At 71.5% G+C, this 24190-nt stretch carries 23 protein-coding genes; 12 read left to right on the top strand and 11 right to left on the bottom strand.

The features are described 5' to 3' along the window. Positions 1-34: 34 nt before the first annotated feature. The 6 genes from Bra3105_RS02445 (at position 35) to Bra3105_RS02470 (ending at position 6581) form a co-directional block, all read left to right on the top strand. Positions 35-826, top strand: coding sequence for a TetR/AcrR family transcriptional regulator (locus Bra3105_RS02445; RefSeq protein ID WP_228358466.1), 792 nt, complete (start codon positions 35-37; stop codon positions 824-826). Positions 827-860: 34 nt separating this feature from the next. After that, positions 861-1637 (top strand): queuosine precursor transporter, encoded by a 777-nt coding sequence (locus tag Bra3105_RS02450; RefSeq protein ID WP_228358467.1) that lies wholly within the window; start codon positions 861-863, stop codon positions 1635-1637. Then, positions 1634-2941: an MFS transporter gene (locus tag Bra3105_RS02455; protein WP_228358468.1), complete on the top strand. Its 1308-nt coding sequence runs from the start codon at positions 1634-1636 to the stop codon at positions 2939-2941. Before Bra3105_RS02450 ends, Bra3105_RS02455 begins: the two co-directional genes overlap by 4 nt. Before the next feature lie 83 nt (positions 2942-3024). Next, positions 3025-4407 carry a multidrug effflux MFS transporter gene (locus Bra3105_RS02460; RefSeq protein WP_228358469.1) on the top strand — a complete coding sequence of 461 codons (1383 nt, stop codon included), beginning with the start codon at positions 3025-3027 and terminating at the stop codon, positions 4405-4407. 127 nt (positions 4408-4534) lie between these two features. Continuing rightward, positions 4535-5602 carry a CPBP family intramembrane glutamic endopeptidase gene (locus tag Bra3105_RS02465; protein WP_228358470.1) on the top strand — a complete coding sequence of 356 codons (1068 nt, stop codon included), beginning with the start codon at positions 4535-4537 and terminating at the stop codon, positions 5600-5602. A gap of 145 nt (positions 5603-5747) precedes the next feature. Beyond that, positions 5748-6581, top strand: a complete 834-nt coding sequence (locus Bra3105_RS02470) for a GH25 family lysozyme (RefSeq protein ID WP_228358471.1) — start codon at positions 5748-5750, stop codon at positions 6579-6581. A gap of 64 nt (positions 6582-6645) precedes the next feature. Here the strand turns inward: Bra3105_RS02470 and Bra3105_RS02475 are convergent, their stop codons facing one another. The 11 genes from Bra3105_RS02475 to Bra3105_RS02525 form a co-directional block, all read right to left on the bottom strand. Then, on the bottom strand, positions 6646-7461 hold the full coding sequence (locus Bra3105_RS02475; RefSeq protein WP_228358472.1) for an endonuclease/exonuclease/phosphatase family protein: 816 nt from the start codon (positions 7459-7461) through the stop codon (positions 6646-6648). A gap of 179 nt (positions 7462-7640) precedes the next feature. Then, on the bottom strand, positions 7641-8234 hold the full coding sequence (locus Bra3105_RS02480) for a maltokinase N-terminal cap-like domain-containing protein (protein ID WP_228358473.1): 594 nt from the start codon (positions 8232-8234) through the stop codon (positions 7641-7643). After that, the gene (locus Bra3105_RS02485) at positions 8235-9218 is read right to left on the bottom strand and encodes a GNAT family N-acetyltransferase (RefSeq protein WP_228358474.1); all 984 of its coding nucleotides are present in this window, start codon (positions 9216-9218) and stop codon (positions 8235-8237) included. Then, complete coding sequence (locus Bra3105_RS02490) at positions 9215-9520, bottom strand: hypothetical protein (RefSeq protein ID WP_228358475.1); 306 nt, start codon at positions 9518-9520, stop codon at positions 9215-9217. Before Bra3105_RS02490 ends, Bra3105_RS02485 begins: the two co-directional genes overlap by 4 nt. A 52-nt stretch (positions 9521-9572) precedes the next feature. Continuing rightward, complete coding sequence (locus Bra3105_RS02495; protein WP_228358476.1) at positions 9573-10235, bottom strand: HAD-IA family hydrolase; 663 nt, start codon at positions 10233-10235, stop codon at positions 9573-9575. A 59-nt stretch (positions 10236-10294) separates the two neighbouring features. Beyond that, on the bottom strand, positions 10295-11155 hold the full coding sequence (locus tag Bra3105_RS02500; protein WP_228358477.1) for an ABC transporter ATP-binding protein: 861 nt from the start codon (positions 11153-11155) through the stop codon (positions 10295-10297). A 5-nt stretch (positions 11156-11160) separates the two neighbouring features. Then, positions 11161-12111 (bottom strand): ATP-binding cassette domain-containing protein, encoded by a 951-nt coding sequence (locus Bra3105_RS02505; RefSeq protein WP_228358478.1) that lies wholly within the window; start codon positions 12109-12111, stop codon positions 11161-11163. Then, positions 12108-13142, bottom strand: a complete 1035-nt coding sequence (locus Bra3105_RS02510) for an ABC transporter permease (protein WP_200500670.1) — start codon at positions 13140-13142, stop codon at positions 12108-12110. The genes Bra3105_RS02505 and Bra3105_RS02510 overlap by 4 nt, the downstream gene beginning before the upstream one ends. A 1-nt stretch (position 13143) precedes the next feature. After that, on the bottom strand, positions 13144-14154 hold the full coding sequence (locus tag Bra3105_RS02515; RefSeq protein WP_200500669.1) for an ABC transporter permease: 1011 nt from the start codon (positions 14152-14154) through the stop codon (positions 13144-13146). Positions 14155-14163: 9 nt separating this feature from the next. Next, positions 14164-15981 (bottom strand): ABC transporter substrate-binding protein, encoded by a 1818-nt coding sequence (locus tag Bra3105_RS02520; protein WP_200500668.1) that lies wholly within the window; start codon positions 15979-15981, stop codon positions 14164-14166. Between the two features lie 205 nt (positions 15982-16186). After that, on the bottom strand, positions 16187-17197 hold the full coding sequence (locus Bra3105_RS02525) for a LacI family DNA-binding transcriptional regulator (protein ID WP_228358479.1): 1011 nt from the start codon (positions 17195-17197) through the stop codon (positions 16187-16189). A gap of 206 nt (positions 17198-17403) precedes the next feature. On the opposite strand from Bra3105_RS02525, the gene Bra3105_RS02530 reads away from it, so the two are divergent. From Bra3105_RS02530 to Bra3105_RS02555, 6 genes are all read left to right on the top strand, one after another. Beyond that, a complete protein-coding gene (locus Bra3105_RS02530) occupies positions 17404-18651 on the top strand; it encodes an MFS transporter (protein WP_228358480.1) in 1248 nt (415 codons plus the stop codon). Positions 18652-18771: 120 nt separating this feature from the next. Beyond that, positions 18772-19722 (top strand): PAC2 family protein, encoded by a 951-nt coding sequence (locus tag Bra3105_RS02535; RefSeq protein WP_228358481.1) that lies wholly within the window; start codon positions 18772-18774, stop codon positions 19720-19722. A gap of 113 nt (positions 19723-19835) precedes the next feature. Next, positions 19836-20573, top strand: a complete 738-nt coding sequence (locus Bra3105_RS02540; RefSeq protein ID WP_228358482.1) for a sugar phosphate isomerase/epimerase family protein — start codon at positions 19836-19838, stop codon at positions 20571-20573. An 86-nt stretch (positions 20574-20659) separates the two neighbouring features. Next, the gene (locus Bra3105_RS02545; RefSeq protein WP_228358483.1) at positions 20660-21781 is read left to right on the top strand and encodes a Gfo/Idh/MocA family protein; all 1122 of its coding nucleotides are present in this window, start codon (positions 20660-20662) and stop codon (positions 21779-21781) included. Between the two features lie 77 nt (positions 21782-21858). Then, positions 21859-23025, top strand: a complete 1167-nt coding sequence (locus Bra3105_RS02550; RefSeq protein WP_228358484.1) for a Gfo/Idh/MocA family protein — start codon at positions 21859-21861, stop codon at positions 23023-23025. A 124-nt stretch (positions 23026-23149) separates the two neighbouring features. Continuing rightward, the gene (locus Bra3105_RS02555; protein WP_228358485.1) at positions 23150-24151 is read left to right on the top strand and encodes a sugar phosphate isomerase/epimerase family protein; all 1002 of its coding nucleotides are present in this window, start codon (positions 23150-23152) and stop codon (positions 24149-24151) included. Positions 24152-24190 lie beyond the last annotated feature (39 nt).

The raw sequence follows: 24190 nt of genomic DNA on the forward strand, positions 1-24190 counted from the left end.
CTCGATACACGAATGTATCGGTAGGATGCTACCCATGGAAGCTGGACATCCGGAAGTGGTCGACCCCGTGCCGGACCTCCTGGGGAACGTGCCCGCAGGGGACGAGACCCGCCGCAAGGAGAACACCCGGTCACGACTGGTCCGCGCCTCCGTGCAGGTGTTCGCGGAGAAGGGCCTGGACGGGGCGACGATCGACGACCTCGTGCGCGCCGCGGGATTCACGCGCGGCGCGTTCTACTCGAACTTCTCGAGCAAGGACGAGGTGTTCCGGGCCGCCTTCGCGCTCGCGACCCAGCAGGTGATCCAGATCATGCACGAGCGCGTGGACGAGGCGCGCGCCGCGCACGGCCCGCTCGGATCCGTGGTCCCGGGCAGCGCTTCCGGCGGCGCGGCCGACGAGGGCGCGCGCACCGAGGAGGCCGCGCTCATGCTCGACCTGTTCGAGGCGATGCGCCCCTTCGGCCGTCAGTGGTGCCTGCTGCACACCGAGGCCGTCACCCATTCCCTGCGCTCCCAGGCCGATCGCGACGAGCTGGTCTCCCAGCGCCGCCTGCTGCGCTCGACGGTCGCGGGGGTGCTCGCCTCGACCGCCCCCGGCGTCGGCCCGCGCGAGGGGCTGGACTTCGAGGACCTCGCCCAGCTGCTGATCGGCGTGTTCATCGACCTCATCACACGCGAGCAGCTCGAGGGCGAGGACGTCTCCGCCCTCGCCTCGACGACGATCCTGGGCACGCTGCGGGCGTTCCTGCAGCCGGGTGAGGAGGGCGCGGCGGGCGCTGTCTGCGCCGGGGCCGCCGACAGGGGAGAATGCCGGACGGCCGACTGATCCGTCGGCCCCGCACCGACCCCGGAGGGACCGCATGAGCACCGCCCCGACCCCGCGCGCCGAGAGCGCGCAGACCCGCGAGAAGCCCGAGCACTCTGGACGCCCGGCCGGCGTGGCCTACGCCGACCGGGGCTCCTCGCACTACGACATCCTCGCCATGATCATGTGCGCGGTGGTGATTCTCTCGGGGATCGGCGCCGCGAAGGGCGTCTTCTTCGGGACGATCCCGGGCATCGGCTTCGACATCATCACCGACGGCGGCTTCTTCCTCTTCCCCCTGGCGTACATCGTCGGGGACATCATCACCGAGCTCTACGGGGTGCGCGCGGCGCGGCGCGCGATCATCATGGGCTTCGTCGTGAACATCCTCGCCGCGATCTGCTACCAGGTGATCATCGCCCTGCCGCCGTTCCCCGACGACTACGGTCTGGCCAAGCAGGAGGCCATCGAGATGGCGCTCGGCCCGGTGTGGATCGTGGTCCTCGCGGGTCTCGTGGGCTTCGCCGCCGGGCAGAGCGTGAACTCCCTGATCATGAGCCGCATGAAGCGACGAGCGGGTGAGCGGGGCCTCATCGGCCGCCTGTTCTCCGCGAGCGGCGCCGGCGAGCTCGTGGACACCATCCTCTTCTGCACGATCGCGGCCGCCGCGATCGGCATCACCAGCGTGGGCGACTGGGCCGAGTACACGGTGCTCGGCTTCGTCTACAAGGTGGCCGTGCAGTACGCGGTCATCCCGATCACCGCCGCGGTCATCCGTTTCCTCAAGCGCGTGGACCCGACCTACCAGGCGGCGCTGGCAGCCGCCTCATGACCTCTGCCGACACCGCCTCCTCCCCGTCCGCTCCCTACCCCCAGGGATCGCCCGGCTACCGCCGCGTGGTGGGCGCCGTGTTCCTCGCCGGCTTCGCGGTCTTCCTCGTCATGTACGACACGCAGGGCCTGCTCCCGCAGATCGGCGCGGGCTTCGGCGCAGGGGAGGCCGCGACCGGCTGGAGCGTCGCCGCGACCACGCTCGGCATGGCGCTCGGGATGATCCCGCTCAGCACGGTCGGCCTGCGCCGGGGGCTCTTCCACCGGATGCTCGTGTTCCTCGTCCTCTCCGGGGTGATCGGCCTGGCCTGCGCGCTCATGCCCTCGCTCTGGTCGCTGGTGGCGGCGAGGTTCCTGCAGGGCGTCGCCGTGTCCCTGGTGCCCGCGAGCGCGCTCGCCCTGATCGGCGAGCGGATCGCGCCCGAGGCCATCACCGCCGCGACGGGCATCTACCTGGCCGGCAACACCGTGGGCGGGCTCTGCTCGCGACTGATCCCCGGCGCCGTCGCCGAGTTCGCGTCCTGGCGCTGGGCGATGGGCGTGATGGCCGTGCTGTGCCTCGCGTGCGGGCTGGGCGTCGCACTGCTGCGTCCTCGCGGAGCGGCGGCGAGCGCGGGCTCGACCTCGGCCGGGGCGCGGAGACGGCCGGCGGTGGGGGAGCGGAAGACGGGGGAGCGGGCCGTCGGCCGCACGCTCCGCGCCGCGCGGGAGTCGCTCTCGATCCCCGGGGTGCTCGCGGCCTGCGTGATCGGGGCCGCGCTGATGGCGGCCTTCAACAGCGCGTACACCGTGGTCGGCTTCCGGCTCCAGGGGCCCGAGCTCGGCCTGGGTCCCGCCGCGGCGAACGCCGTGTTCCTGCTCTACCTGCTCGGCACGTTCACCTCGGCCCGGGCCGGCAGGATCGTCGGCCGGATCGGGCTGGTGCCCGCGCTGCTGGCCTCGGCCCTCGCGGTGGCCGCGGGCTACTGGATCGCCCTGCCCTCCCAGCTGCTGTGGGTCGTCGTGGGCCTCGGCCTGATGACGGCCCTGTTCTTCCTCGGCCACTCGAGCGCCTCGGCCACGGTCGCCCGTCTCGCCCCGACCTCGGCCCGCTCGACCGCGTCGGCCCTCTACCTCACCGCCTACTACGTGGGGGCGACGGCCGGATCGGCGCTGGGCTCCGTCGGCTACGAGCACAGCGGATGGCTCGCGGCGGCGGGGCTCGGGACCCTGTACGCGGCGATCGCGGCGATCGCCGCCCAGCTCGGTGCCCGAGCGATGAGACGACGCCGCGCGGAGGATGCGCGCGAGGAACGGCGCGACTAGGCTTCTCGGACACTCCCACGTGGGATGTGCGGTCGCAGACTCCTTCCCCTCCCCGCCTCCTCATGCCCTTCGAAAGGCCCTCCGTGTCCTCGCGCCCCGGCGACCCCGAATACACGTGCACCGCCACCGGCGGACTGCCCACGCTCACCGGCGACGTGCCGACCATCACCGGCGCGGTCCCCACCATCACCTCCGGCATCCCCGTCCTCGAGGATGCGGCGGACCGCGAGCTCGCCCACCTGCCCAGCTCCGAGGAGCTCGCCGGGACCCGCGGGCGCGTCACCGCGCTCGTGATCCTCGTGCTCACCACGCTGAGCGCCATCGGCCCCCTCGCGACCGACATGTACATCCCCGCCTTCCCCGAGGTCACGGGCGACCTGGGGACGACGGCCTCGCGCATGCAGCTCACGATCACCGCGTTCTTCCTGGGCACGGCGAGCGGTCAGATCATCGCCGGCCCGCTCTCGGACCGCGTGGGGCGACGGATCCCGCTGCTCCTCGGCATCTCCCTGTGCCTGACGGCCTCGATCGTCTGCGCCCTCGCCCCGAACGTCGGCGTGCTGCTGGCCTTCCGGGTGCTCCAGGGCTTCGGGGGCGGCTTCGGCATGGTGCTCGGGCGCGCGGTCCTCATCGACCTCACCGACGGGCCGGAGCTGTTCCGGGTCATGAACATCATGCAGGGCGTGGGCGGCATCGCCCCGATCGTCGCGCCGCTGCTGGGCGGGATCATCCTGCTCTTCGGGCAGTGGCGCGAGGTGTTCTGGGTGATCGCCGCGATGTCGCTGCTCTCGCTCGTGGGCACGCTGCTGCTGATCCCCGAGTCGCTCCCGGCCTCGCGGCGCCACAGCGGGGGACTGCGCACCTTCGCCCGCAACTGCGCGATGCTGCTGAGACGCCGTCAGTTCGTCGCCTATATGCTCGTCAACGCCTTCTCGGCCTTCGCGCTCATGGCCTACGTGTCGGCCTCCTCGTTCGTCGTGCAGAACATGCTGGACTTCTCCTCGTCCGCGTACTCGGTGAGCTTCGCGATCAATTCGATGGGGATGATGGCCATGTCCTTCCTCTCGGCGCGCCTGACCCGCAGCATCCATCCGCGCCCGCTGATCCGGATCGGGCTGAGCGTGGTCGTGTGCGCGTCCTTCGCCCTGCTCATCGGCAGCCTCTTCCTCGACACGCCCGCATGGATCGTGCTGCCCGCCTTCTTCCTCACCGTCGCCCCTCAGGGCATGATCTTCGGCAACGGCGGCGCCCTCGCCTCGCGCGCCGCCCTCGAGGTCGCCGGCACGGGCTCGGCGATGCTGGGCCTGGGCTTCTCGATCGCAGCCTCCCTCGCCGCGCCCCTCGTGGGCCTGGGCGGCACCGAGTCCTCACTGCCGATGGCGATCGTGATGGTGATCGGCTCGCTGATCTCCGTGACGTGCTTCGTGATCGCGGGACGGGGGAGCGGGGGCGAGCAGACCAGCTGAGGCGCGCCTCGGACCCGGCACCGTGCGACGAAAGTCGCGGACGGACCCCGGCACGGGTCACGATCGGTCGACGGCGCCTGGCCGAGAGGCGGATGCCGGAGGGGACGAGCTCCGGAAGGGTGGAGCCATGACCTCCTCCGATGCACCGCACACCCTTCCTCCGACAGACCGAGCACCCGCCCCGTCGGCCGGGCAGAGCCCGCCGGCCCCGCAGGCGCCGCCGGCACCGGCGGCACCGCAGGCCCCGGCGGCACCCCAGGCGCCGCCTCGGGGCTCGGTGCTCCCGGACCGGCCGTTCGGGGCGCACGTCCGCACGCGCTGGTGGGCGCCGATCGCCGTGCTGGTCGCTCTCGTGGTCATCATGTTCTCCACGCAGATCGTCGCCGGCATCCTCTGGGCGATCGGGACGATGGCACTGCAGGGCACGGCGCCGACGGGGGTCGGACTGTCCCCGTCCCTGATGCTGCTGACGAACCTCTGCCTCGCGCTGCTGATCCCCGTCTCGCTGCTCGCCCTGCGCTGGATCGCGGGCGTGCCGTGGCGCGCGGCCCTGACCGTCTCGCGCCCCTTCTCGTGGGGCCGAGTGCTGCGCAGCGCGCTGATCGTGCTGCTCGTGATCGCGCTCGCCCTGGGCGCCGCCCTCCTCGCGAGCCCGGACCTGCGCGCCGCGGGCACCGTGCAGATCGGAGCCTCGACGCTGCCGCTGGTGCTCATCGCCCTGCTCACCACACCGCTGCAGGCGGCGGGCGAGGAGGTCATGTTCCGGGGGACCCTGCTCCCGCTGCTGGGCTCCTGGATCCGACGGCGCCCGCTGGGGGCGATCATCCTGGGCACCGCGCTCTCGACCGTGCTGTTCGGCCTGGTCCACGGCGCCACCGATCCCTGGCTCGCGCTCTACTACACAGGCTTCGGGCTGTGCGGGGCGCTGCTCGCGATCGCCACGGGAGGCATCGAGGCCTCCATCGCCTTCCACATCGGCAACAACATGGTGTTCATGCTCTTCGCAGCGCTCACGGTCGGCGACGGCGGGATCGTCATCGACCGCTCCGCAGAGGGCGGCGCCGGCGGACCCTGGGTGCTCGGGATACTGGGGCTCGACCTCCTCGTGGTCGCGGTCCTCGCGGTGCTCGGCCGTCGTCGCACACGGCGTGAACTGCGTGGACGGGAGGGCGAACAGCCCGCGACGAGCGCGTGACGACGACCCCGGATCGTCGTCCCGAGGTTCCGGCGAATCCGGCGACACGGGCGCCAGGGGAGTGACCTGGGCCTCCATGGCCGCTACGGTGGCCGGGCGCGGCTCGCTCCGCAGTCGCGACTTCCCCCACCACAGGAGCATCCCCGTGACCCGCTACCTTCCCCGGCACGCGCGTGCCGCCGGCGCCACAGGCCCCTCCCGTTCCCTCCCGTCCTCCGACTCCCGACACCCCGCCTCCCGCCGCGCCCTGCTGCGCGGGGGAGCGGTCGGCGTCTCCGCCCTGACCGTTGGCGGACTCGCGACCGCCCCGGCGCTCGCCGCCTCGATCCCCGCCGGCATCCCCGGCCAGGACGTCTCCACCTACCAGGGCAGCATCGACTGGAAGGCGCAGATGTCCAAGGGCTCGCGCTACGCCCTCATCAAGGCGACCGAGGGCAACACCTGGCACTCGAGCACCTTCAGCCAGCAGTACAGCTCAGCGACGAAGGCCGGGATCATCCGCGGCGCCTACCACTTCGCGCGCCCTGACTCCGGCGGTCCGGAGAAGCAGGTCGACGCCTTCCTGAACGGCGGGGGAGGCTGGTCGGCCGATGGTCGGACGCTGCCGGGCATGCTCGATCTCGAGTCCGTCTCCGGCGTGCCCGCGAACTTCGGGCTCAGCCAGAAGGAGCTGCAGACGTGGATCTCCGGCTTCATCTCGGCATACAGGAGCGCCGTGGGCCGTCGGCCGATGATCTACACCAACGCCAACTGGTGGGACAAGTACGTCGGGGACTTCGCGCCCGCGCACACGCCGATGCAGATCGCGTACTACAGCTCGAAGAAGCCGACGAACCTGCCCGGACGCTGGTGGGACTGGGACATGTGGCAGTTCTCCGACTCCGCGCCCTTCGCGGGCGACTCGAGCGTCTTCCAGGGCTCGGAGAGCGCGTTCACCTCGTTCGTCTCCGACAAGGACTACGCGCCGCGCGGGATCTGACCCGATCGCCGCTCCGGGCGCCCGACGGGCGTCCGACCCTGATCCGCCCGGGCCGCCGCGAGGCTCAGCCCAGGCGGATCAGTGCGTGCAGGGGCGCATGGTCCGAGGGCGCGGGGCGCCCGGCGGGGACCGCGCCGATGCCGATCTTCTCCGCGTGGACGTCCGGGGAGGCGAGCATCCAGTCGATGCGCTCGGCGCCCTCGACCGGAGGCCCGTAGTCGGGGAAGGATCCCCAGGCGGGCGTGACCCGGCGGTCGGCGGACTCCCAGAGGTCGACGAGCGGGCCCAGGGCGACGAGCGTCTGCCAGGCAGGGGAGAGCGCGGGGGAGTTGAAGTCCCCCGTCACCAGGATCGGCAGCTCGGCGAGCTCCGGGCTCGTCATGAGGCCCGCGAGGAGCCCCGCGCTGCGCACGCGCGCCTCCTCCACCTCGTGGTCGAAATGCGTGTTGACGTGCACGAACACGGTTCCAGTGTTGGCATCGCGGAAGCGCGCCCAGGTGAGGATCCGAGTGACCTGGTTGCCCCAGGTGCGCGAGCCGACGAGGCGCGGCGTGTCCGAGAGCCACAGCTGGTCCCAGGCCTCGAGGCGCAGGCGCTCCGCATCGAAGAAGATCGCCGCGTGCTCGCCGGCGCTCCCGCCCTCGCGTCCGGAGCCGACCATCCGATGGCCGGGCAGCGCGCGCTGGATCACGGGCAGCTGAGGGAACGTCCCTTCCTGGACGCCCAGGAGCGTGGGCTGCTCGGTGCGCAGCAGGGCGTCCAGCAGCGGCGCACGGTCCGGCCAGTGGTCGCTGTCGCCCGGACGCGTGTCGTCGGACGCCATGCGGATGTTGAAGGACATCAGGTGCAGGTGCTTCGGGTCGGTCGGGCCGAACAGCATGCGGAGTCTCCTCGTCGAGGTCTGCGGGTTCTGCGTGTGCGGGGTCTGCGTCTGAGGGTTTTGCGGTGGGTTCCCATGCGCGGGCGTGCGGAAGAGCCTACGTGGCGAGCGTCGTGCGTAACGCCGATAATGCACGTTATGTAAAGTAGACCGGAAGAGCCGCGACGGACGTTCGCTGCTCAGTCCCCGTCGTACGCGGCGATCACCCCGCCGCCCTCTCCCCAGTCGGCGACCAGACGGACGGCGCCGTCGAGCCCGCCGATGCTCTGCGCGATCGTGAACGACGCACCGTCGTCCTCGAGCTGCCCGAGCCGCGGCACCTGCGCGCCCGCATCGATCTCCAGTCGCAGATCGACGGACTGGGCGCGATGCTCCACGAGCCGGTCACCCTCGTACACATCGAGCTCCGCCTGCTGCTGCTCGCCGCACAGCGCGCGCCAGAACGCGTCGAGCGCGACCTCGTCGTCGAGGGCGTCGAAGACGAAGCGCGTACCGAGCACCGAGTGCTCCATGGTCGCGACCGGCTCGGCGGCCTCGCCATCGTCCCCGAAGGTGTCGATCGGCGCGCTGCGGTACGTGAGCGGCAGATGGTAGACCGTCTCCCCCGTGCGCACCAGATGACACTCGATACCCACCTGACCTGCAGGATCATCAAATCGATAGGCCCCGATCACCGTGAGGTCCTCGCCCTCGAGCCAGCCGAGGGAGGCCAGCAGGTCGCGCAGGATCTCGGTCTTCGAGGGCGTCAGCTGCGCCCTGTGGATGATCGCCATCTACACAGCCTCTTTCTGCAGATCTCTACTGTACAGCGTGAATTCTTTGTCCCGAGTGAAGCCGAGACGCTCGTAGAGCCGCCCTGCCCCGGTGAGGCTCGCGCCGTCGACCTCGAGCTGGACGTCGTCGAACTCCCCCGACGCCGCCGCGAGGCGCAGGGTGCGGGCGAGCACGGCGGTGCCGATTCCCCGCCCGCGGGCCTCGGGCCGGGTGCCGACCAGCGCGATGTAGAGACGGCGGTCCTCCCACACGTCGGTCATCACGTAGGCGAGGACGCGCCCCTCTCCGTCCACTGCGAGCGAGGAGAACTCGGGACGACGGGTCGAGGCGCTCCACATGTGCGCCCAGCGCTGCGGGGACGAGGGCGCCGAGCCCCAGTGGTCGGCGAAAGCGGCCACGTGCGCGGCGTGCACGGAGTCGGCGTCCGCGTCACCGGGAGTGCGCAGATCGACGCCCGCGATCGACGGCGAGGGGGCCACCTGCTCCCCCGGCAGCTCGCGCAGCATCTCCAGGAAGGAGCGCACGGGCGCGAAGCCGCGCGCGGTGAGCAGCGGGCGCACATCCGCTCCCTCGAGCCCTCCGCCGACGTGCATGTGACCGGCCCGGCCGGGGTGCTCGGCCGCCGCCAGGCGCTCGGCGATCTCCTGCTGGGCGTCGAGGATCCGGCCGCCGATCCCCCGGCCGCGGTGGGACGGGTGCACTCCTCCCGGCAGACGGCAGCGCGCACGCCCCTCGCGATCGGGCTGCGCGGCGACGTCGACGCAGCCGTAGGCGATCAGGCGGTCGCCCTCGCGCACCGCGATCGACTCGCGGTCCAGATCCGTGCCCGGCGTCCCGAGGAACTCGCGCGTCGACGCGAGGGAGATGGTCTCGCCGGTGCCGTCGGCCTCGCCGATGGCGTTCATCAGCGAGCACAGCTGCTCGACGTCCTCGAGGCGCAGCGTGTCCCAGGTCAGGTGATCGATCTCGGAGTTCGCGGTCATGGATTCCTTCCGTTCTCGGCGTCGAGGATCCGACGGAGTCGCGCGTGCTCCTCGGGGCCGATCTCACCGAGGGCCAGGCGCCGATCGACGATCGCCCGGGGGTCCTCCGACGCGGCACCGGGTGCAGGGGCCGTACTCCCCTGCCGCGGAGGCGACCACGAAGCCTGCGGCGCGGCCGACGGCCCGGAGCGGGAACGTCTCATCAAGACGAGGACGAGGGCGACGACCGCCGCGATCACCAGCAGGGGCAGGATCACGAAGACGACGAGGGCGATGAGGTGCCATGGTTTGATCGCGCCCACGGTGCGACTCCTCTCCCCCGGTCCGACGCCCGACGCGGGCGCCTCGCCCAGCCTATCGGCGTGCGCTCAGCGGCGGCATGTCGAGGAGCTGGACGAGACGGGTGATCCTCGGGGCGGTGCTCATCGGCTGGCGGATGCCCGGGGTCTCGAGCAGGACCACGGGGACACCGGCGGCGCGGGCGGCGTCGACGTCGACCGGCAGGTCGCCCACAGCGAGCACCCGGGCGGGATCAGGGCGGTGACGCGCGATGAGCACCCGCAGCATCTGCGGGTCGGGCTTGCGCGCGAAGCCGTCGGGCGCGCAGACGAGGTCCTCGACCTCGAGTCCTGCCGCGTCGAGAAGCATGCGCGCGCCGGCCGCGTCGCGATGCGTCGCCACGAGATTCACGCCCCCGTCCGCCCGCACGGCGTCCATGACCTCTCGGGCGCCGGCCATGGCGGGCGGGGGATGCTCCCGCCACTGCACGGCGACCTGGCCATATGCCGTCTGCAGCACCTGGCGCGGGACGCCGTGGCGGGCACTGAGCACATCGAGCGCGTGGGCGCTCGAGACCCGGGTGAGCTGGGCGACCTCGGCGATCTGCCGCGGTGAGACCTCCGTACGGTCACGGAATGCCGCACGGGCCAGAGCGCGGTCGACGTCCGGGTAGGTGTCCAGAAGCGTGCCGCCGAGGTCCCAGATGATGCTCGCGCCGTTCCCGCCCCGATCCGACATGCTCCGATGCTCCCACTCGAGCCGGCGTGCGGTCCGGCGCCGCGCCCGGCCGCAGGTCCTCAGGCGCTGCGCTTGAGGCTGCCCTTGAGGTCGGGGACGTCCGCGAGCAGTCGCTTGGTGTAGTCGCCGTGGGGGTCGAAGATGACCTCCTCCGTCGTGCCGCGTTCGACGACCCGGCCGTGCTCCATCACCGCGACGCGGTCCGCGAGGTAGCAGGCCTGGCCGATGTCGTGGGTGATGAACAGGACCGTGAGCCCGAGGTCGTGCTTGAGGTCGTGCAGGACGTTGAGGACGTTCACGCGCAGGGTCGCGTCGAGCATGCTCGTCGCCTCGTCGGCCAGCAGCACGGTGGGCTTCATCATCAGCGCGCGGGCGATCATCACGCGCTGGCGCTGCCCGCCGGAGAGCTGGTGCGGGAACTTGCCCATCGCCTGGTCGGGCGTGAGGTCGACATAGCCCAGGCACTGCTCGATGAGGTCGTCGGCCTCGTCCTTGGGGACCTCCGCCAGGTGCAGGCTGCGCCGCAGCAGCGAGCCGACGGTGAAGAACTGGTTGAAGGAGGCGAACGGGTCCTGGAACACCGCCTGCACCTCGCGCCAGTACCCGCGCAGGTGACGGCCGTGCAGTCGCGTGACGTCCTGGTCGCGGAAGGTGATCGTGCCCGAGGTGACGGGCATCAGCCGCAGCAGCATCCGGGCGAGCGTCGACTTGCCCGACCCGGACTCCCCCACCACCGCGAGCACGCTGCCGGCGGGGAACTGCAAGGAGACGTCGTCGACCGCGACGACCTTCCCGCCCGCCACGCTGAACTCCTTGGTGACGTTCTCGCAGGCCAGCACGGCCTCCCCCGTCACCACGCTGTGGCTGAACATGTCATCGGTCCGGTCGCCGGCGGCTTCGGCCGTCGTGATCTGCTCCATGGCGCTCACGCCTCTCGCTCGGGGGTCGGGGACGGCGCGGGGCTCGGGGTCGCAGCGGTCGACGGCGCGGACCCGCGCGCCCTGGCCTGCCCGCGCTGCCGGGTCTCCTCGGTGGGGTCGAGCACCGAGGAGAGCAGCTTCTTCGTGTAGGGGTGCTGCGGGTCGTGGACAAGCTGCTCCGTCGGCCCGGTCTCGACGATCCTGCCGGCGTTCATGATCGCGAGCCTGTCGGAGACCTGGGAGAGCACCGGGAGGTCGTGCGTCACGAAGACGACGCCGGACATGATGCCCTCCTCGACCATCGCGAGCAGCATCTCCACGAGCATGCGCTGGCTGGAGACGTCGAGCGCGGAGGTCGGCTCGTCGGCGATCAGCAGGCGCGGGTTCAGCAGGGTCGAGATCACGGTGATCACGCGCTGCTTCATGCCGCCGGAGAGCTGGTGGGCGTAGGAGTCGAGCACTCGCACGGGCAGCTCGAGCATCTTCAGCCTGTCGCGTGCGAGGTCGAGCGCCTGGTCCTTGGTGACCGAGTGGTCGTGCGCGCGCATCACGTCGTGCACGAGGGAGCGGATCCTCACCGTCGGGCTGATGGCGTTCATCGCGCCCTGCGGGAGCATCGAGACGGTGCCGCCGCGGTACGGGCGCTGGCGCTTGACGTCGGCCGCGCCGTGAACGGTGGTGAGGTCGATGTCCTGCCCGTCGATCTCGAGTCGTCCGCCGAGGACGTACAGCGGCGGGGTCGCGATCATCGCGAGCGAGTTGCCGAGCGTGGTCTTCCCGCAGCCGGACTCGCCCGCGAGCCCGAGGATCTGCCCCTCCCCCAGCTCGAGGGAGACGGCGTCCACGGCGGTGAAGTCCTTCTCGCCGCCGCCGTAGACGGCGGTGACGTCGATGGCGCGGGCGAGGATCCCCTCGTGGCGGGAGGGGGTCTCGGGGGCCGGTGCGGCGACGCTCATGCGACGCCTCCTTCCTGGATGCCGCGGCCGGCGGCCGGGACCGCCGCGCCCTCGGGGTCCTGTGCGTCGTCGTCCTGCTCGCTGCGGGAGGCTGCGAGCGCACGCGCGTCCGCCGCGCGGCGGGCGGCGGCCTGCTTCATCTGCCGGCGCTTGCCGCGGCGCAGACGCGGGTTGAAGACCTCGTCCAGGCTCGCCTGCAGCAGCAGGAAGCCGAAGGACACGAGGGTGAGGATGATGGTCGGCGGCAGGAACGCCCACCAGGCGCCGCTCGCGACGGCCTGGAAGGCCAGCGCCCAGTGCAGCTGGGTGCCCAAGGAGTTCGCGCCCGACGGGCCGAGCCCCAGCATCGACAGCGCGGCCTCGGCGAGGATCGCGCCGGAGACCTGCAGCACGAAGGCCATCACCGTGTACGACAGGATGTAGGGCAGCACATCCCGCAGCAGGATCGAGGGCAGTCGTGAACCGGACAGCCGGGCCACGTCGATGTGCTCACGGGTCGCGACGCTGCTGGCCTGCGCGCGCACGGCGCGCGCCGTCCAGGGCCACGAGGTGATGCCGATGACGATCGCGAGCGACCAGATGGTGCTCTGGGGCAGCGAGATCGAGATCAGGATCAGCACGATGATCGACGGGATCGCGAGCACCACGTTGGTGACGCCCATCAGGAGCTCCTCGAGCCAGCCGCCCACGAAGCCGGAGATCAGCCCGATGGCCACGCCGATCGTGGTCGCGACGATGCCGGCGACCAGTCCGATGATCAGCGAGGTCCGGGTTCCCGCCATGAGCACCGAGACCACGTCGTGCCCGAAGTTGTCGGTGCCGAAGAGCAGACCGTTGCCGGGCGGGTCGTAGAGGGACCCGACCTTCTCGCCCGGCCCCGTCGGGTAGACCCACCCGGCCATGCCCAGGACCACCACGAAGGCCACGAGGACCAGGGCGACCCAGAACCGGGTGGAGAGGTTGATGCTGCGGAACGGATTGGACCGCGGCGCGGCCTTCTCGTCGGTGAGGGGAGCGTTCGGTGCGGACATGTCACTTCTCCCCTGTGGCCGCCGCGCGGATGCGCGGGTCGACGATGCCGTAGACGATCTCGACGCAGAAGTTCGCCACCAGCACGGCCACCGTGATGATCAGGGTGATCGCCTGGATCACCGGGTAGTCATTGTTGGAGATCGCCGTGAACAGCAGCGTCCCGACGCCCGGGTAGTTGAACACCAGCTCGGTGATCAGGGCGCCGCCCACGAGCGTGCCGATCGACAGGGCGAGGCCCGTGATCTGCGGGAGCATCGCGTTGCGGAAGATGTACTGGGTGATCTTGTTGTCGCCGATGCCCATCGCTCGGGCGTAGTTCACGTAGTCCCCGCCCAGCTCGTAGATCGCCATCGAGCGCATGCCCACCGCCTGGCCGCCGATGAAGACGACCACGAGCGAGAGGAACGGCAGCCAGTAGTAGCTGAGCGCGTCCATGAGGAACGACGGACTGAGCGAGGGCGTCTCTCCGAGCGAGTACGCGCCGCCCACGGGGAACACGCCCGCGACCACGGCGAGGCCGTAGAGCAGCAGGATCGACAGGCAGTAGTACGGCATGGCCGAGAGGAACAGCGAGGAGGTGAACACGCTGCGGTCCCAGTTGCCGCCCCGGAAGGCCGCGACGGCGCCGACCAGGTTGCCCAGCAGCCAGCCGATGATGATCGCGGGCAGCTGCACGGCGATCGACCACGGCAGGGCGTCGCCGATCAGCGTGTTCACCGAGGTCGGGTACGAGCCGAAGGACGTGCCCAGATCGCCGCTGAACACCTTGCCGAGGTAGGTGAGGAACTGCTGCCACAGGGGCTGGTCCAGACCGAACTCGGTGACGAAGCTGTCGTAGATCTGCTTCTGCTGCTCACCCGTGATGGAGCCGCCGCGGGTGAGGTTGGAGACGATGACGTCGACGGGGTTGCCCGGGACGAGCCGGGGCAGCAGGAAGTTCAGGGACACTGCTGCCACCAGCGCGACCAGGTACCACATCGTCTTGCGTGCGATGTAGCGTCCGAGCTTCACGGCGGTGCCTCAGCCGCCGATCTTCTGGATCTTGAAGATCCACTCGTTGCCCGCGCCGCGGAACATCGGCGGCGCGTAGTCGTTCTTCTCGGTGGGCCAGTTCGACCAGTTGCTCGCGTTGAACTCGAAGAACTCGTCCGGCCGGTACATGAGCGGGAACGCCGGGACCTCCTTGCGGAAGAGGTCGTCGAGCGCCGTCAGCGCCTTCTTCTTGGTGTCGTCGTCCGCGGCTGCGGCGGCGGCCTCGAGAAGGTCGTTGACCTCGTCGTTCTCCCAGCGTCCATAGTTGCGATAGGCGGTCTTGCCCAGGTCGGCGAGCTCCACGTTGCTCATCACGTCGCTGAAGCGCTGCCAGGGCGTGGCCGGGTTCGCGCCGGCGACGTACCAGCAGGCGAGGTCGAAGTCGCCGTTCTGGATGGACGTCGTCACCTGCGCCTGCTGCGGGAAGTTCGTGGCCGCGGAGATGCCGACGGCCGTGAAGCTCTTGGCCACGATCTCGAGCGCCGCGTTCCAGTCGGTCCAGCCCTGCGGGGTGATGAGCTTCCAGGGGCCCAGCTTCACGCCGTCCTTGGCGTAGATGCCGTCCGAGCCCTTCGCGTAGCCGGCGTCGGTGAGGATCTGCTCGGCCTTCTTCGGGTCGTAGCTCCAGCCGTCGGCCTTGGCCTTGTCCTTGTCGATCCACTCCGACTCGGCACCCTCGGGCAGGATCAGCGAGGCGACGACGTCGGGCGAGTAGCCGGACATGGCGGTCTCGGCGATGGAGGCGTAGTCCACGGCGTAGGCCATGGCGCGGCGCACCTCGGGATCCTTGAGGCCGTCCTTCGTGGTGTTGATGAGGAACATCGGCATCGAGCCGGCCACGAAGTAGGGCTCCTCCTGGAGGTAGGTGCCGACGGGCTTGCCGGAGTCCCACATCTTCGAGATCTGTGGGATGAACTGCTGCATCACGTCGAGCTCGCCGTTCTGGAACTTCAGGTTGCCGTCCTCGTTGGACTTGAAGATCGGGTGGATGACCTTCGTCGGCGCAGGCAGGCCGCCGTAGAAGTCCTTGCCCCAGTACTTCTCGTTGCGCGCGAGGATGATCTGGGTCTGATCGGCCTTCTCGAGCGTGTACGGGCCCGTGCCCATGCACTCCTTGGTCTCCCAGGAGGCGAGCTTGTTGCCGGTCTCCTTCGCGGCCTTCTCGAAGACGGCCTTGGGCACGATGAACTGCTGGGCGAGGGTCGCGAGCACCATGCCGACGTTCTTGCGGTCCTTGTTGACCGCGATGCTGATCGTGCTGCCGTCGGCGGTCATCTCGTCCACCTCGACCCAGAAGGAGGCGACGCCCAGGCTCTCGTCGATCTTGCCGAGCTCGAAGGTGTACAGGACGTCGTCCGTCGTGAACTCGGTGCCGTCGTGCCAGGTGATGCCGTCCTGGAGCGTGAGCGTGATCGAGGAGGTGCCGTCGACCTCGTACTTCGCCGCCAGGCCGGGCTTCAGATCACCGGAGACGATGTCGTAGCGCAGCAGGGTCTCGTAGACGTACTGGGCGACGTTGCCGGAGGCGGGCCATGCCGGGGCTCCGGCGAAGGTGTTGAAGTTCGTGGGCGGGCTCCACTGGAAGCCGGCGATGAACAGCTGGTCGGCGGCGTCGCCGCTGCGGCCCTTGCCGGCCATGCCGTTGTTGCCGACGCCGACGAGCTCGTCGGAGCCGCCGGACCCTCCCCCGCTCTTGCCGCCGCAGGCGGCCAGGGCGAGGACGCCGCCGGCCGCGCCGGAGGCGGCGAGGAACCCGCGACGGGTGGAGCCGGACAGGGTGCGCTGGGATGAATCGAGGTGGGACATGGTGACCGTGGCCTCTCAAGGATCGGCCCCGCCGTTGGAGCCGCGGATCCGCCTTGATCCGATGGCTCCAGAATCTAGGCTGTGCCGTCGGTCACCGCACCGAATCCGGGGTCACGAACTAATAACGATCGCAACCGGTTTCCGTGACCTGCGCGACTCTGCGCGTTCCACCGCTCGCGAGCGCACGGGCGCTCAGCGGATCCGCTCAGCTGCTTCCGCGCTCCACGACCGCTCCCGGATCCGCGACCACGACGCCCGCCGGCCCCTGCTCGGCGAGCTCCACGAGCAGGCGCGCGAGCTGCCTGCCGTTCTCGCCCACGTCCCGGCCGAGAGCCGTGAGCGGCGGATCGGTGACCGTGCACAGGATCGAGTCCTCGAGCGCGGTGACCGCGAGATCGCGCGGCACGGCGAGGTCGGCCCCGCGGAGCTGCGCGAGCAGCTGCGCGGCCAGCAGCTCGTTGTCGACGATGACGGCGCGGCAGCCCTCGTCCTCGTGCAGGGCGAGGATCTCGCGACCCCAGCGCGCGACGGACGCGCGCCGATAGTCCGAGGTGAGCACGCTCGCCCCGATCCCGCGGGTCGCGCAGATCTCCTCGAAGGCGCGACGACGGCGCGCCACGTGCAGGAACTCAGGGGGGCCCGCGATGTAGGCGATGCGCTCATGGCCGCCCCCGGCGCGGGAGGCGAGGTGCTCGAGCATCGTGCGCATCCGCTCCTCCTCGTCCACGAGCAGCATCGCGATGCCCGCCCCCAGGTCCTCGCAGGCCATCGCCGCCGTCGGCACTCCCGCGTCCGCGATGACCGGGATCCGGGGGTCGTCCACCCGCGCGTCCATGAGCACGATCCCGTCCACGCGCCGCTCGGCCGCCCAGCGCTCGAGCAGCGCCGCCTCGGCGCCCACGTCGGGCACGATCTGCATGAGCAGCGCGCGGTCGCTGTGGGAAAGCTCCTCCTCCATCCCGGCGACGAACGCCATGAAGAAGTTCTCCGCGCCCACGGTCTCGCTCGAGCGCGCGATCGCGAGACCGAACACCCCGGTCGCCGAGCGCGAGAGCGCCCGCGCGGCGTACGACGGCTTCCACCCGAGGTCCTCCGCGGCGGCGACCACCCGCTCCCGCGTGGCCGCGGAGACTCCGGACCGGCCGTTGAGAGCCTTGGAGGCCGTCCCCTTGGAGACTCCTGCCTCCCGTGCCACATCGCTCAGCGTCGAGCTCATCGAGATCGCCTCCTCCCCGTCCCCTCGTCCGTGGCGCCCGGAGGGCACCGCTCGGGGGTTACCGTATGCGCTCGCGCGCCACGAGGGGGTCCGGATCGGTCAGGTGAGCGGTGTCCTGGCCACCGGGGCACCGCGGACGGGGACAGCGGCGGTGCCCCTGTCAGCCGGGCCTCGACCCGGACGGAGCGCTCCGTATCGTTCTCGGTGTGAGCCGCTGCCTGATCCCCGCCTCCGCCCTCGTCGGCGGACTGCAGCTCGCCCTGCTGAACCCGGTGATCGCACTCCTGCTCTCCGCGCTGTTCGGCGCGGATCCCGGACAGGTGGGCCTCGTGCTCGCGATCATGAACGCGAGCGGCTTCCTCGCAGCGCTCGTGATCCCCGCGTGGGCGGATCGTCGGCGCGACTACGCGGGACCGATGATCCTGTGCGCCGCGCTCACGCTCGCCACCGTGCTCAGCCTCGCCGCGACCACGAGCCTCACCGTGGCGGGCATCGTGCTCGTGGTGCTCGCCGGGCCCGCCGGCGTGTGGTCGGGGATGCTCTTCGCGCTGCAGCGCTCCGAGGGGTCGAGCGCCGAGCAGGTGGTGCGCACCCGCGCCGTGTTCTCGGTGGCATGGGTCGCCGGTCCCCCGCTCGCCACGGGCGTGATGACCGGCTTCGGGGATCGCGCGGTGCTGCTGCTGATCGCCGCCGTCGCTCTCGGGTCGCTCGCCCTCAGCATCGCGATCCGGACGAGCCTGCGGCGCGCCGCCGCGCGCACGGAGCCCGCGGAGGGCGAGGGAGTGACGGGGCGGGCCGGCGGCACGGGGCCCGGCCACGGACCGGCCGGGCGCGGGTCCGCCGACGACGGGCGGGCCGACGAGGGGGCCGCAGCGGCGCGGAGGCCGGGCCGACGTCTCGAGCTGGTCGTCGTGGTGCTCGCGATCACCGCGCTGCAGGCGGGGAACGCAGGATCCGTCACGGCGATGCCGCTGCTGGTCACCGAGCACCTGCACCTCGCCACGGTCTGGGCCGGCGTCGCGCTCGGGGTCTGCGCCGCGCTGGAGGCGCCCGCGCTGCTGCTGCTCGGCCGACTCACCCGCACGGTTCGGCCGACGACGCTCCTGGCCGCCGGCGCCCTTCTCGCCGCTCTCTACTATGCGCTCGTGCCGCTGCTCGCCTCTCCCCTGGCGCTCGTGGCGCTGCAGATCCCCAATGCGCTGGGAATCGCGGCGCTCACCGGCGTCGGACTGGCGTGGATGCAGGAGGCGATCGACCGGCCCGGCCTCGCCTCGGGCGTCTACCTGAACTCGCGTCGCGCGGGCGCGATCCTCACCGGTCCGCTGCTCGCCCTGGCCGCGCTCGGCGCGAGCGGGTACGGACTCACGTTCTGGGCCTTCGCGCTGCTCGCGGCGGTCGCCGCGCTCGCGATCCGGCTCGTGGGCGGCCGCGAGGCGGCGCCGTCGGCCCGATGACTCCCGTCTCACACCCCGCGGGCCGCGGGACCGGAATACGGGATCCGCCGAGGACGTTGACCCGGACATCCGCATCGACCGCGCCGGCATCGACCGAGCGGCAGGACCAGGAGGCGCACCATGGACCCGACAGCACTGTTCAGCTACGAACGCCATGTCGACTCGCGCGCGCTGCGCGGCCGCACGCTCGTGGTCACCCTGGGTGCGTTCGGCGACGCCGGCCATGCCCAGCGGCTGGTCGACGACCACCTGCTGAACACCCTGGAGAACAGGGTCGTGGGCCGTCTCGACATGGACCAGGTCCACGACTACACGGGGCGCCGGCCCTCGATCACTCTCGAGCGCGACGAGTTCGCCGAGTACGACAAGCCGGAGATCCTGCTGCACGAGGTCACGGACCCCAGCGGCGAGACGTTCTTCCTGCTCACCGGGCCCGAGCCGTCGTTCCAGTGGGAGCGGGTCGCCTCGTCCCTGCGGATCGTCGTCGAGCAGCTCGGCGTCGAGCGCACCCTGGTCGCCCAGAGCTTCCCCGCGCCCGTGCCCCATACGCGCGCCCTGCAGGTCAGCCGCTTCGCCGGCGATCGCGCCGACATCTCCCGCCCGCACCCCGTGCCCGCGACCTTCCGGCTGCGCGCCCCGTTCACGGCGCTGCTGACGATGCGTCTGCACGAGGCGGGTCATACGGTGGTCGGGATCGCCGTGCAGGTCCCCCAGTACCTGCACGAGCTCGAGTACCCGGATGCCGCGATCTCCCTGCTGCGCGCCGTCGGCGAGGAGGGCGGGCCGCTGCTGCCGGCCGGCGCCCTCGAGCCGATGGCCGAGACCGTGCGCGAGTCGATCGCCCAGCAGGTCGAGGCGTCCCCGCAGCTCCAGGAGATGGTCTCCTCCCTCGAGGAGAACGTGGATCGCATGGGGATCTCGGGCGCGCTCGACGAGACCGACGTCCCCGATGCCGAGGAGATCGCCGCCGAGGTCGAGAAGTTCCTGCAGGGGCTCGACGACGACGGCGACGGCGCCACCGGCGAGGGCCCCGCGGACGGCGACCCCGGGCACGACGCGCCCGAGGCCTGAGGACCGCGTCGCGGGCGGTCGTTGTGGCATGCCCCTCGACCTCGTAGGCTGGTGACGCGGCGCACAGGAAACCGGTTGCTGCCGCGTCACCGCACCGCGTCGAAGGAGCCCCCGTGCAGATCTCCGTCCAGCTCTACAGCGTGCGCGAGGCCCTCGCCGCCGATCCGGCCGGGACCCTCGCGTGTCTTCGCGACCTGGGCCTGACCCGCGTCGAGCCCTTCGGCCTCGCCGAGCACGCGGACATGCTGCGGGAGCACCTCGGCGCACTCGGCCTGAGCGCGCCGACGACGCACGCCGATGTCCTCGGCGCCGAGGACCAGCGGGCGCTGTTCGCGACCGCCGCCGAGCTCGGCATCGGCACCGTCATCCAGCCGCACCGCGATCCCGCGCTGTGGACGCAGGAGGCCGACATCCGGCGCACGGCCGAGCTGCTCGACGCCGCGGCCGAGGTCGGGCGCTCCGAGGGCGTGGCCGTCGGCTATCACAACCACGGCTTCGAGGCCGAGCCCGTCTTCGCGGGCCGCACGGGCCTCGAGGTCCTCGACGAGGCGCTCGGAGCGGACGTCGTGCTCGAGGTCGACACGTACTGGGCGGCCGTCGGCGGATCGGATCCCGTCGCGCTGCTCGCCGCGCTCGGCGACCGCGTGCGCGCCGTCCACCTCAAGGACGGCCCGCGCGACGGGCGCAAGGACGCCCAGCAGCCGCTGGGCCGCGGCGAGATCGACGTCGACTCGATCATCGCCGCCTCGCAGGAGGCCGGGCACCTGGGCGTCATCGAGTTCGACGACTATGCGGGCGACATCTTCGAGGGCATCGCCGCCTCGCTCGCGCATCTCGACCAGCGGCCCTGACCCTCCCCGCCGCACTCGCAGGACCCGCAGCACCCACCACCCATCAGCACGGCCGACCGGCCGGCAGAACCGAGGAGAGAACGAGCATGAGCGGAACCGGACGCGTCGGAGTCGGGATCATCGGAGCGGGCACCATCTCCGCCCAGTACCTCGAGCACCTGGGATCCTTCCCCGACCTGGACGTGCGGGCGATCGGGGACATCGTCCCCGAGGCCGCCGCGCAGCGCGCCGAGGAGTTCGGCGTCCCCGCCTTCGGCGGGCCCGACGTCGTCCTGGACGATCCGGAGATCGAGATCGTCGTGAACCTGACGATCCCCGCCGCCCACTTCGAGGTCTCCGAGCAGATCCTCGCCGCCGGCAAGCACGTGTGGAGCGAGAAGCCCCTGACCACGGACAGGGAGAGCGCCGCCGCACTGCTCACGAGCGCGAAGCAGAAGGGGCTGCGTGTGGGCGGCGCCCCGGACACGGTGCTCGGCGCCGGGATCCAGTCGACCCTGCGGCAGATCGCCGACGGCGCGATCGGCGAGCCCCGCTTCGGCCTCGCCCTGTTCCGCGTGCCCGGCCCCGAGTCCTGGCACCCGAACCCCGCCTTCCTCTTCGCGCTCGGCGCGGGCCCGCTGTTCGACATCGGCCCCTACTACCTCACCTCGCTCGTGCTCGCCCAGGGCCCCGTCGCGTCGGTGACGGCCGTCGGCACGCAGGCCGTCCCGGCGCGCACCATCGGCTCGGGCCCGAAGGCCGGCCAGGACTTCCCCGTCGAGGTCCCCACCCAGGTCAGCGCTCTGCTCTCCTTCGAGAACGGCACCACCGCGACCGTCATGCTCACCTTCGACTCCGGCGCCGCCTACCCGGCCGAGCTCGACCTCACGGGCTCGCTCGGGACGATCGCCGCACCCGACCCGAACGTCTTCGAGGGCGCGAGCATGCTCTCGCTGCGCGAGGAGGCGGGCGCGGGCGGAGACACCTGGAAGCCGCGGCCCGAGAGCGGCCCGGCCACCGGGCGAGGGCTCGGCACCCTCGAGATGGCGCGCGCAATCCGCGCGGGCGTCCCCCACCGCCTCACCGGCGAGCTCGCCGCGCACGTGCTGGACGTGATGGTGTCGATCGACGAGGCCGTGGCCACGGCGCAGCCCGTCGCCGTCGCCTCCACGACCGTCGTCCCCGAGCCGCTTCCCGCCGACTTCGACCCGAGCGCCGCAACGCTCTGAGCCGAGCCGGGCGGCGCACGGCAGCGCTCGGACGGGCACCAGCGACCATCAGCGAGCACCAGCGGAGGAGAGCACGCATGACCACCCCTGACCAGGATCCTCGAGCGGACGGGGAGCGCCCGCTCGGCATCGCCCTGATCGGCTACGAGTTCATGGGGCGCGCCCACTCGCAGGCCTGGCGCACACTGGGCGCCGCCTTCGACGGCCCCCCGGTCGCCCGCCGGGTGATCGTGGGGCGCGACGAGCGGAAGGTCTCCGAAGCGGCGCGCCGCCTGGACTGGGAGGGGTACGAGACCGACTGGCGGCGCGCGATCTCGCGGGACGACGTCGACATCGTCGACATCTGCACCCCGGGCTTCCTGCACGCGGAGATCGCGATCGCCGCGCTCGAGGCCGGCAAGCACGTCCTCTGCGAGAAGCCCATCGCGAACGACACCGGCGAGGCCGAGCGGATGGTCGCCGCTGCCGACGCCGCCCGGCAGCGCGGCCAGGTCGCGGCGCTCGGCCACACCTACCGCCGGGTGCCGGCTCTTGCCCAGGCGCGACGTCTCGTCGAGGACGGGCGCCTGGGCAGGATCCTGCAGGCCCGCGCGAGCTACCTGCAGGACTGGCTGGTCGACGAGAGCGCCCCGATGAGCTGGCGGCTGCGCCGTGAGACCGCCGGGTCGGGTGCCCTCGGGGACATCGGCTCCCACGCGATCGACCAGATCCAGTTCCTCACCGGGATGCGCGCGACCTCGGTGCGCGGGCGCCTCACCACCGCGGTCCCCGAGAGGCCCGGGGAGGACGGCGCTCTCGAGCCGGTGACGGTCGACGACGCGGCGTGGGCGACCCTCGAGCTCGAGGGCGGGGCGATCGCCTCGATCGAGGCCAGCCGCCTCGCGACGGGCCGCAAGAACGAGCTGGTCGTGGAGCTCTACGGGACCGACGGTGCGCTGCGCTTCGACCTCGAGGCGCTCAACGAGCTCTGGTTCCTGGACCGGACCCTCCCGGTCGCCGAGCAGGGCTTCACGCGCATCCTCGTCACCGAGCCCGAGCACCCCTACCTCGAGGGCTGGTGGCCGCAGGGCCATGCGCTGGGATGGGAGAACGCCTTCACGAACCAGGCGCACGACCTGCTGCGCGCGATCTCCGGCGGCGCGCCCTTCTCCCCCGACTTCGCCGAGGGCCTCGCCCTCCAGCGCGTGCTCGACGCGGTCATCGCCTCCGACGCGGCCGACGGGGCGAGCACGCCCGTCGGCTGATCCCCGCCGGCCGATCCCCGCCGGCGAATCCCCGACGGCCGACATCGCCCCAGCATCATCGGCCCGAAGCACGGCCCCACCATCCACCGAAGAACGCACCGTCCGATCCGAAGGAGCATCAGACATGCCTCAGCCGCACACCCTGTTCACCGGCCAGTGGGTCGACCTCACGCTCGAGGAGGTCGCGCGGCTCGCCTCCGGCTGGGGCTACGACGGCCTGGAGATCGCGATCTCCGGCGAGCACCTCGACGCCTCCCGCTGGGACGACGAGGGGTACATCGCCGAGCGCAAGGAGATCCTCGACCGCTACGGGCTGAAGGTCTGGACGATCTCCCACCATCTCGTGGGGCAGGCCGTCTGCGACGATCCGATCGATTTCCGCCACCAGGGGATCGTGCCCTCGCGCGTGTGGGGGGACGGCGACCCCGAGGGCGTGCGTCAGCGCGCCGCCGAGGACATGAAGGACGCCGCGCGGCTCGCGAGAGCGCTCGGCGCGAACACGGTGACGGGCTTCACCGGATCCAGCATCTGGAAGTACGTGGCGATGTTCCCGCCTGTCGGCGCGGACGTCATCGAGAAGGGCTACGAGGACTTCGCCGAGCGCTGGAACCCGATCCTCGACGTCTTCGAGGAGTGCGGCGTGCGCTTCGCCCTCGAGGTCCACCCCTCCGAGATCGCCTACGACTACTGGACCACCGAGCGCACCCTCGAGGCGATCGGGCACCGGGAGTCCTTCGGACTGAACTGGGATCCCTCGCACATGATGTGGCAGCAGATCGACCCGGTCTCCTTCATCACCGATTTCGGCGACCGGATCTACCACGCCCACTGCAAGGACGTGCGCGTGCGCATCACCGGGCGCAACACGCGCCTGTCCTCCCACCTGCCCTGGGGCGACCCGCGCCGCGGCTGGGACTTCGTCTCCTTCGGGCGCGGCGACGTGCCCTTCGACGCGTGCCTGCGGGCACTGCGGTCCGTCGGCTACGACGGACCGCTCTCCGTCGAGTGGGAGGACGCGGGCATGGACCGCCTGCACGGCGCCGCCGAGGCCATCGAGCATCTGAAGTCCCTGGACTACCCGGTCTCCGACGCCGCCTTCGACGCCGCGTTCAGCAACCAGGAGTGAGGACGCCGCGCGCGGTCGGCGGACACACAGGGCGCACCC

Source organism: Brachybacterium halotolerans subsp. kimchii, assembly GCF_020792675.1.
Classification (GTDB): domain Bacteria; phylum Actinomycetota; class Actinomycetes; order Actinomycetales; family Dermabacteraceae; genus Brachybacterium; species Brachybacterium halotolerans.

Excerpts from the sequence above, each read along its gene's own strand:
- Bra3105_RS02445 (WP_228358466.1), top strand. The coding sequence starts at position 35 with ATGGAAGCTGGACATCCGGAAGTGGTCGACCCCGTGCCGGACCTCCTG.
- Bra3105_RS02450 (WP_228358467.1), top strand. The coding sequence starts at position 861 with ATGAGCACCGCCCCGACCCCGCGCGCCGAGAGCGCGCAGACCCGCGAG.
- Bra3105_RS02455 (WP_228358468.1), top strand. The coding sequence starts at position 1,634 with ATGACCTCTGCCGACACCGCCTCCTCCCCGTCCGCTCCCTACCCCCAG.
- Bra3105_RS02465 (WP_228358470.1), top strand. The coding sequence starts at position 4,535 with ATGACCTCCTCCGATGCACCGCACACCCTTCCTCCGACAGACCGAGCA.
- Bra3105_RS02475 (WP_228358472.1), bottom strand. The coding sequence starts at position 7,461 with ATGCTGTTCGGCCCGACCGACCCGAAGCACCTGCACCTGATGTCCTTC.
- Bra3105_RS02480 (WP_228358473.1), bottom strand. The coding sequence starts at position 8,234 with ATGGCGATCATCCACAGGGCGCAGCTGACGCCCTCGAAGACCGAGATC.
- Bra3105_RS02485 (WP_228358474.1), bottom strand. The coding sequence starts at position 9,218 with ATGACCGCGAACTCCGAGATCGATCACCTGACCTGGGACACGCTGCGC.
- Bra3105_RS02495 (WP_228358476.1), bottom strand. The coding sequence starts at position 10,235 with ATGTCGGATCGGGGCGGGAACGGCGCGAGCATCATCTGGGACCTCGGC.
- Bra3105_RS02500 (WP_228358477.1), bottom strand. The coding sequence starts at position 11,155 with ATGGAGCAGATCACGACGGCCGAAGCCGCCGGCGACCGGACCGATGAC.
- Bra3105_RS02505 (WP_228358478.1), bottom strand. The coding sequence starts at position 12,111 with ATGAGCGTCGCCGCACCGGCCCCCGAGACCCCCTCCCGCCACGAGGGG.
- Bra3105_RS02510 (WP_200500670.1), bottom strand. The coding sequence starts at position 13,142 with ATGTCCGCACCGAACGCTCCCCTCACCGACGAGAAGGCCGCGCCGCGG.
- Bra3105_RS02520 (WP_200500668.1), bottom strand. The coding sequence starts at position 15,981 with ATGTCCCACCTCGATTCATCCCAGCGCACCCTGTCCGGCTCCACCCGT.
- Bra3105_RS02525 (WP_228358479.1), bottom strand. The coding sequence starts at position 17,197 with ATGAGCTCGACGCTGAGCGATGTGGCACGGGAGGCAGGAGTCTCCAAG.
- Bra3105_RS02535 (WP_228358481.1), top strand. The coding sequence starts at position 18,772 with ATGGACCCGACAGCACTGTTCAGCTACGAACGCCATGTCGACTCGCGC.
- Bra3105_RS02545 (WP_228358483.1), top strand. The coding sequence starts at position 20,660 with ATGAGCGGAACCGGACGCGTCGGAGTCGGGATCATCGGAGCGGGCACC.
- Bra3105_RS02550 (WP_228358484.1), top strand. The coding sequence starts at position 21,859 with ATGACCACCCCTGACCAGGATCCTCGAGCGGACGGGGAGCGCCCGCTC.
- Bra3105_RS02555 (WP_228358485.1), top strand. The coding sequence starts at position 23,150 with ATGCCTCAGCCGCACACCCTGTTCACCGGCCAGTGGGTCGACCTCACG.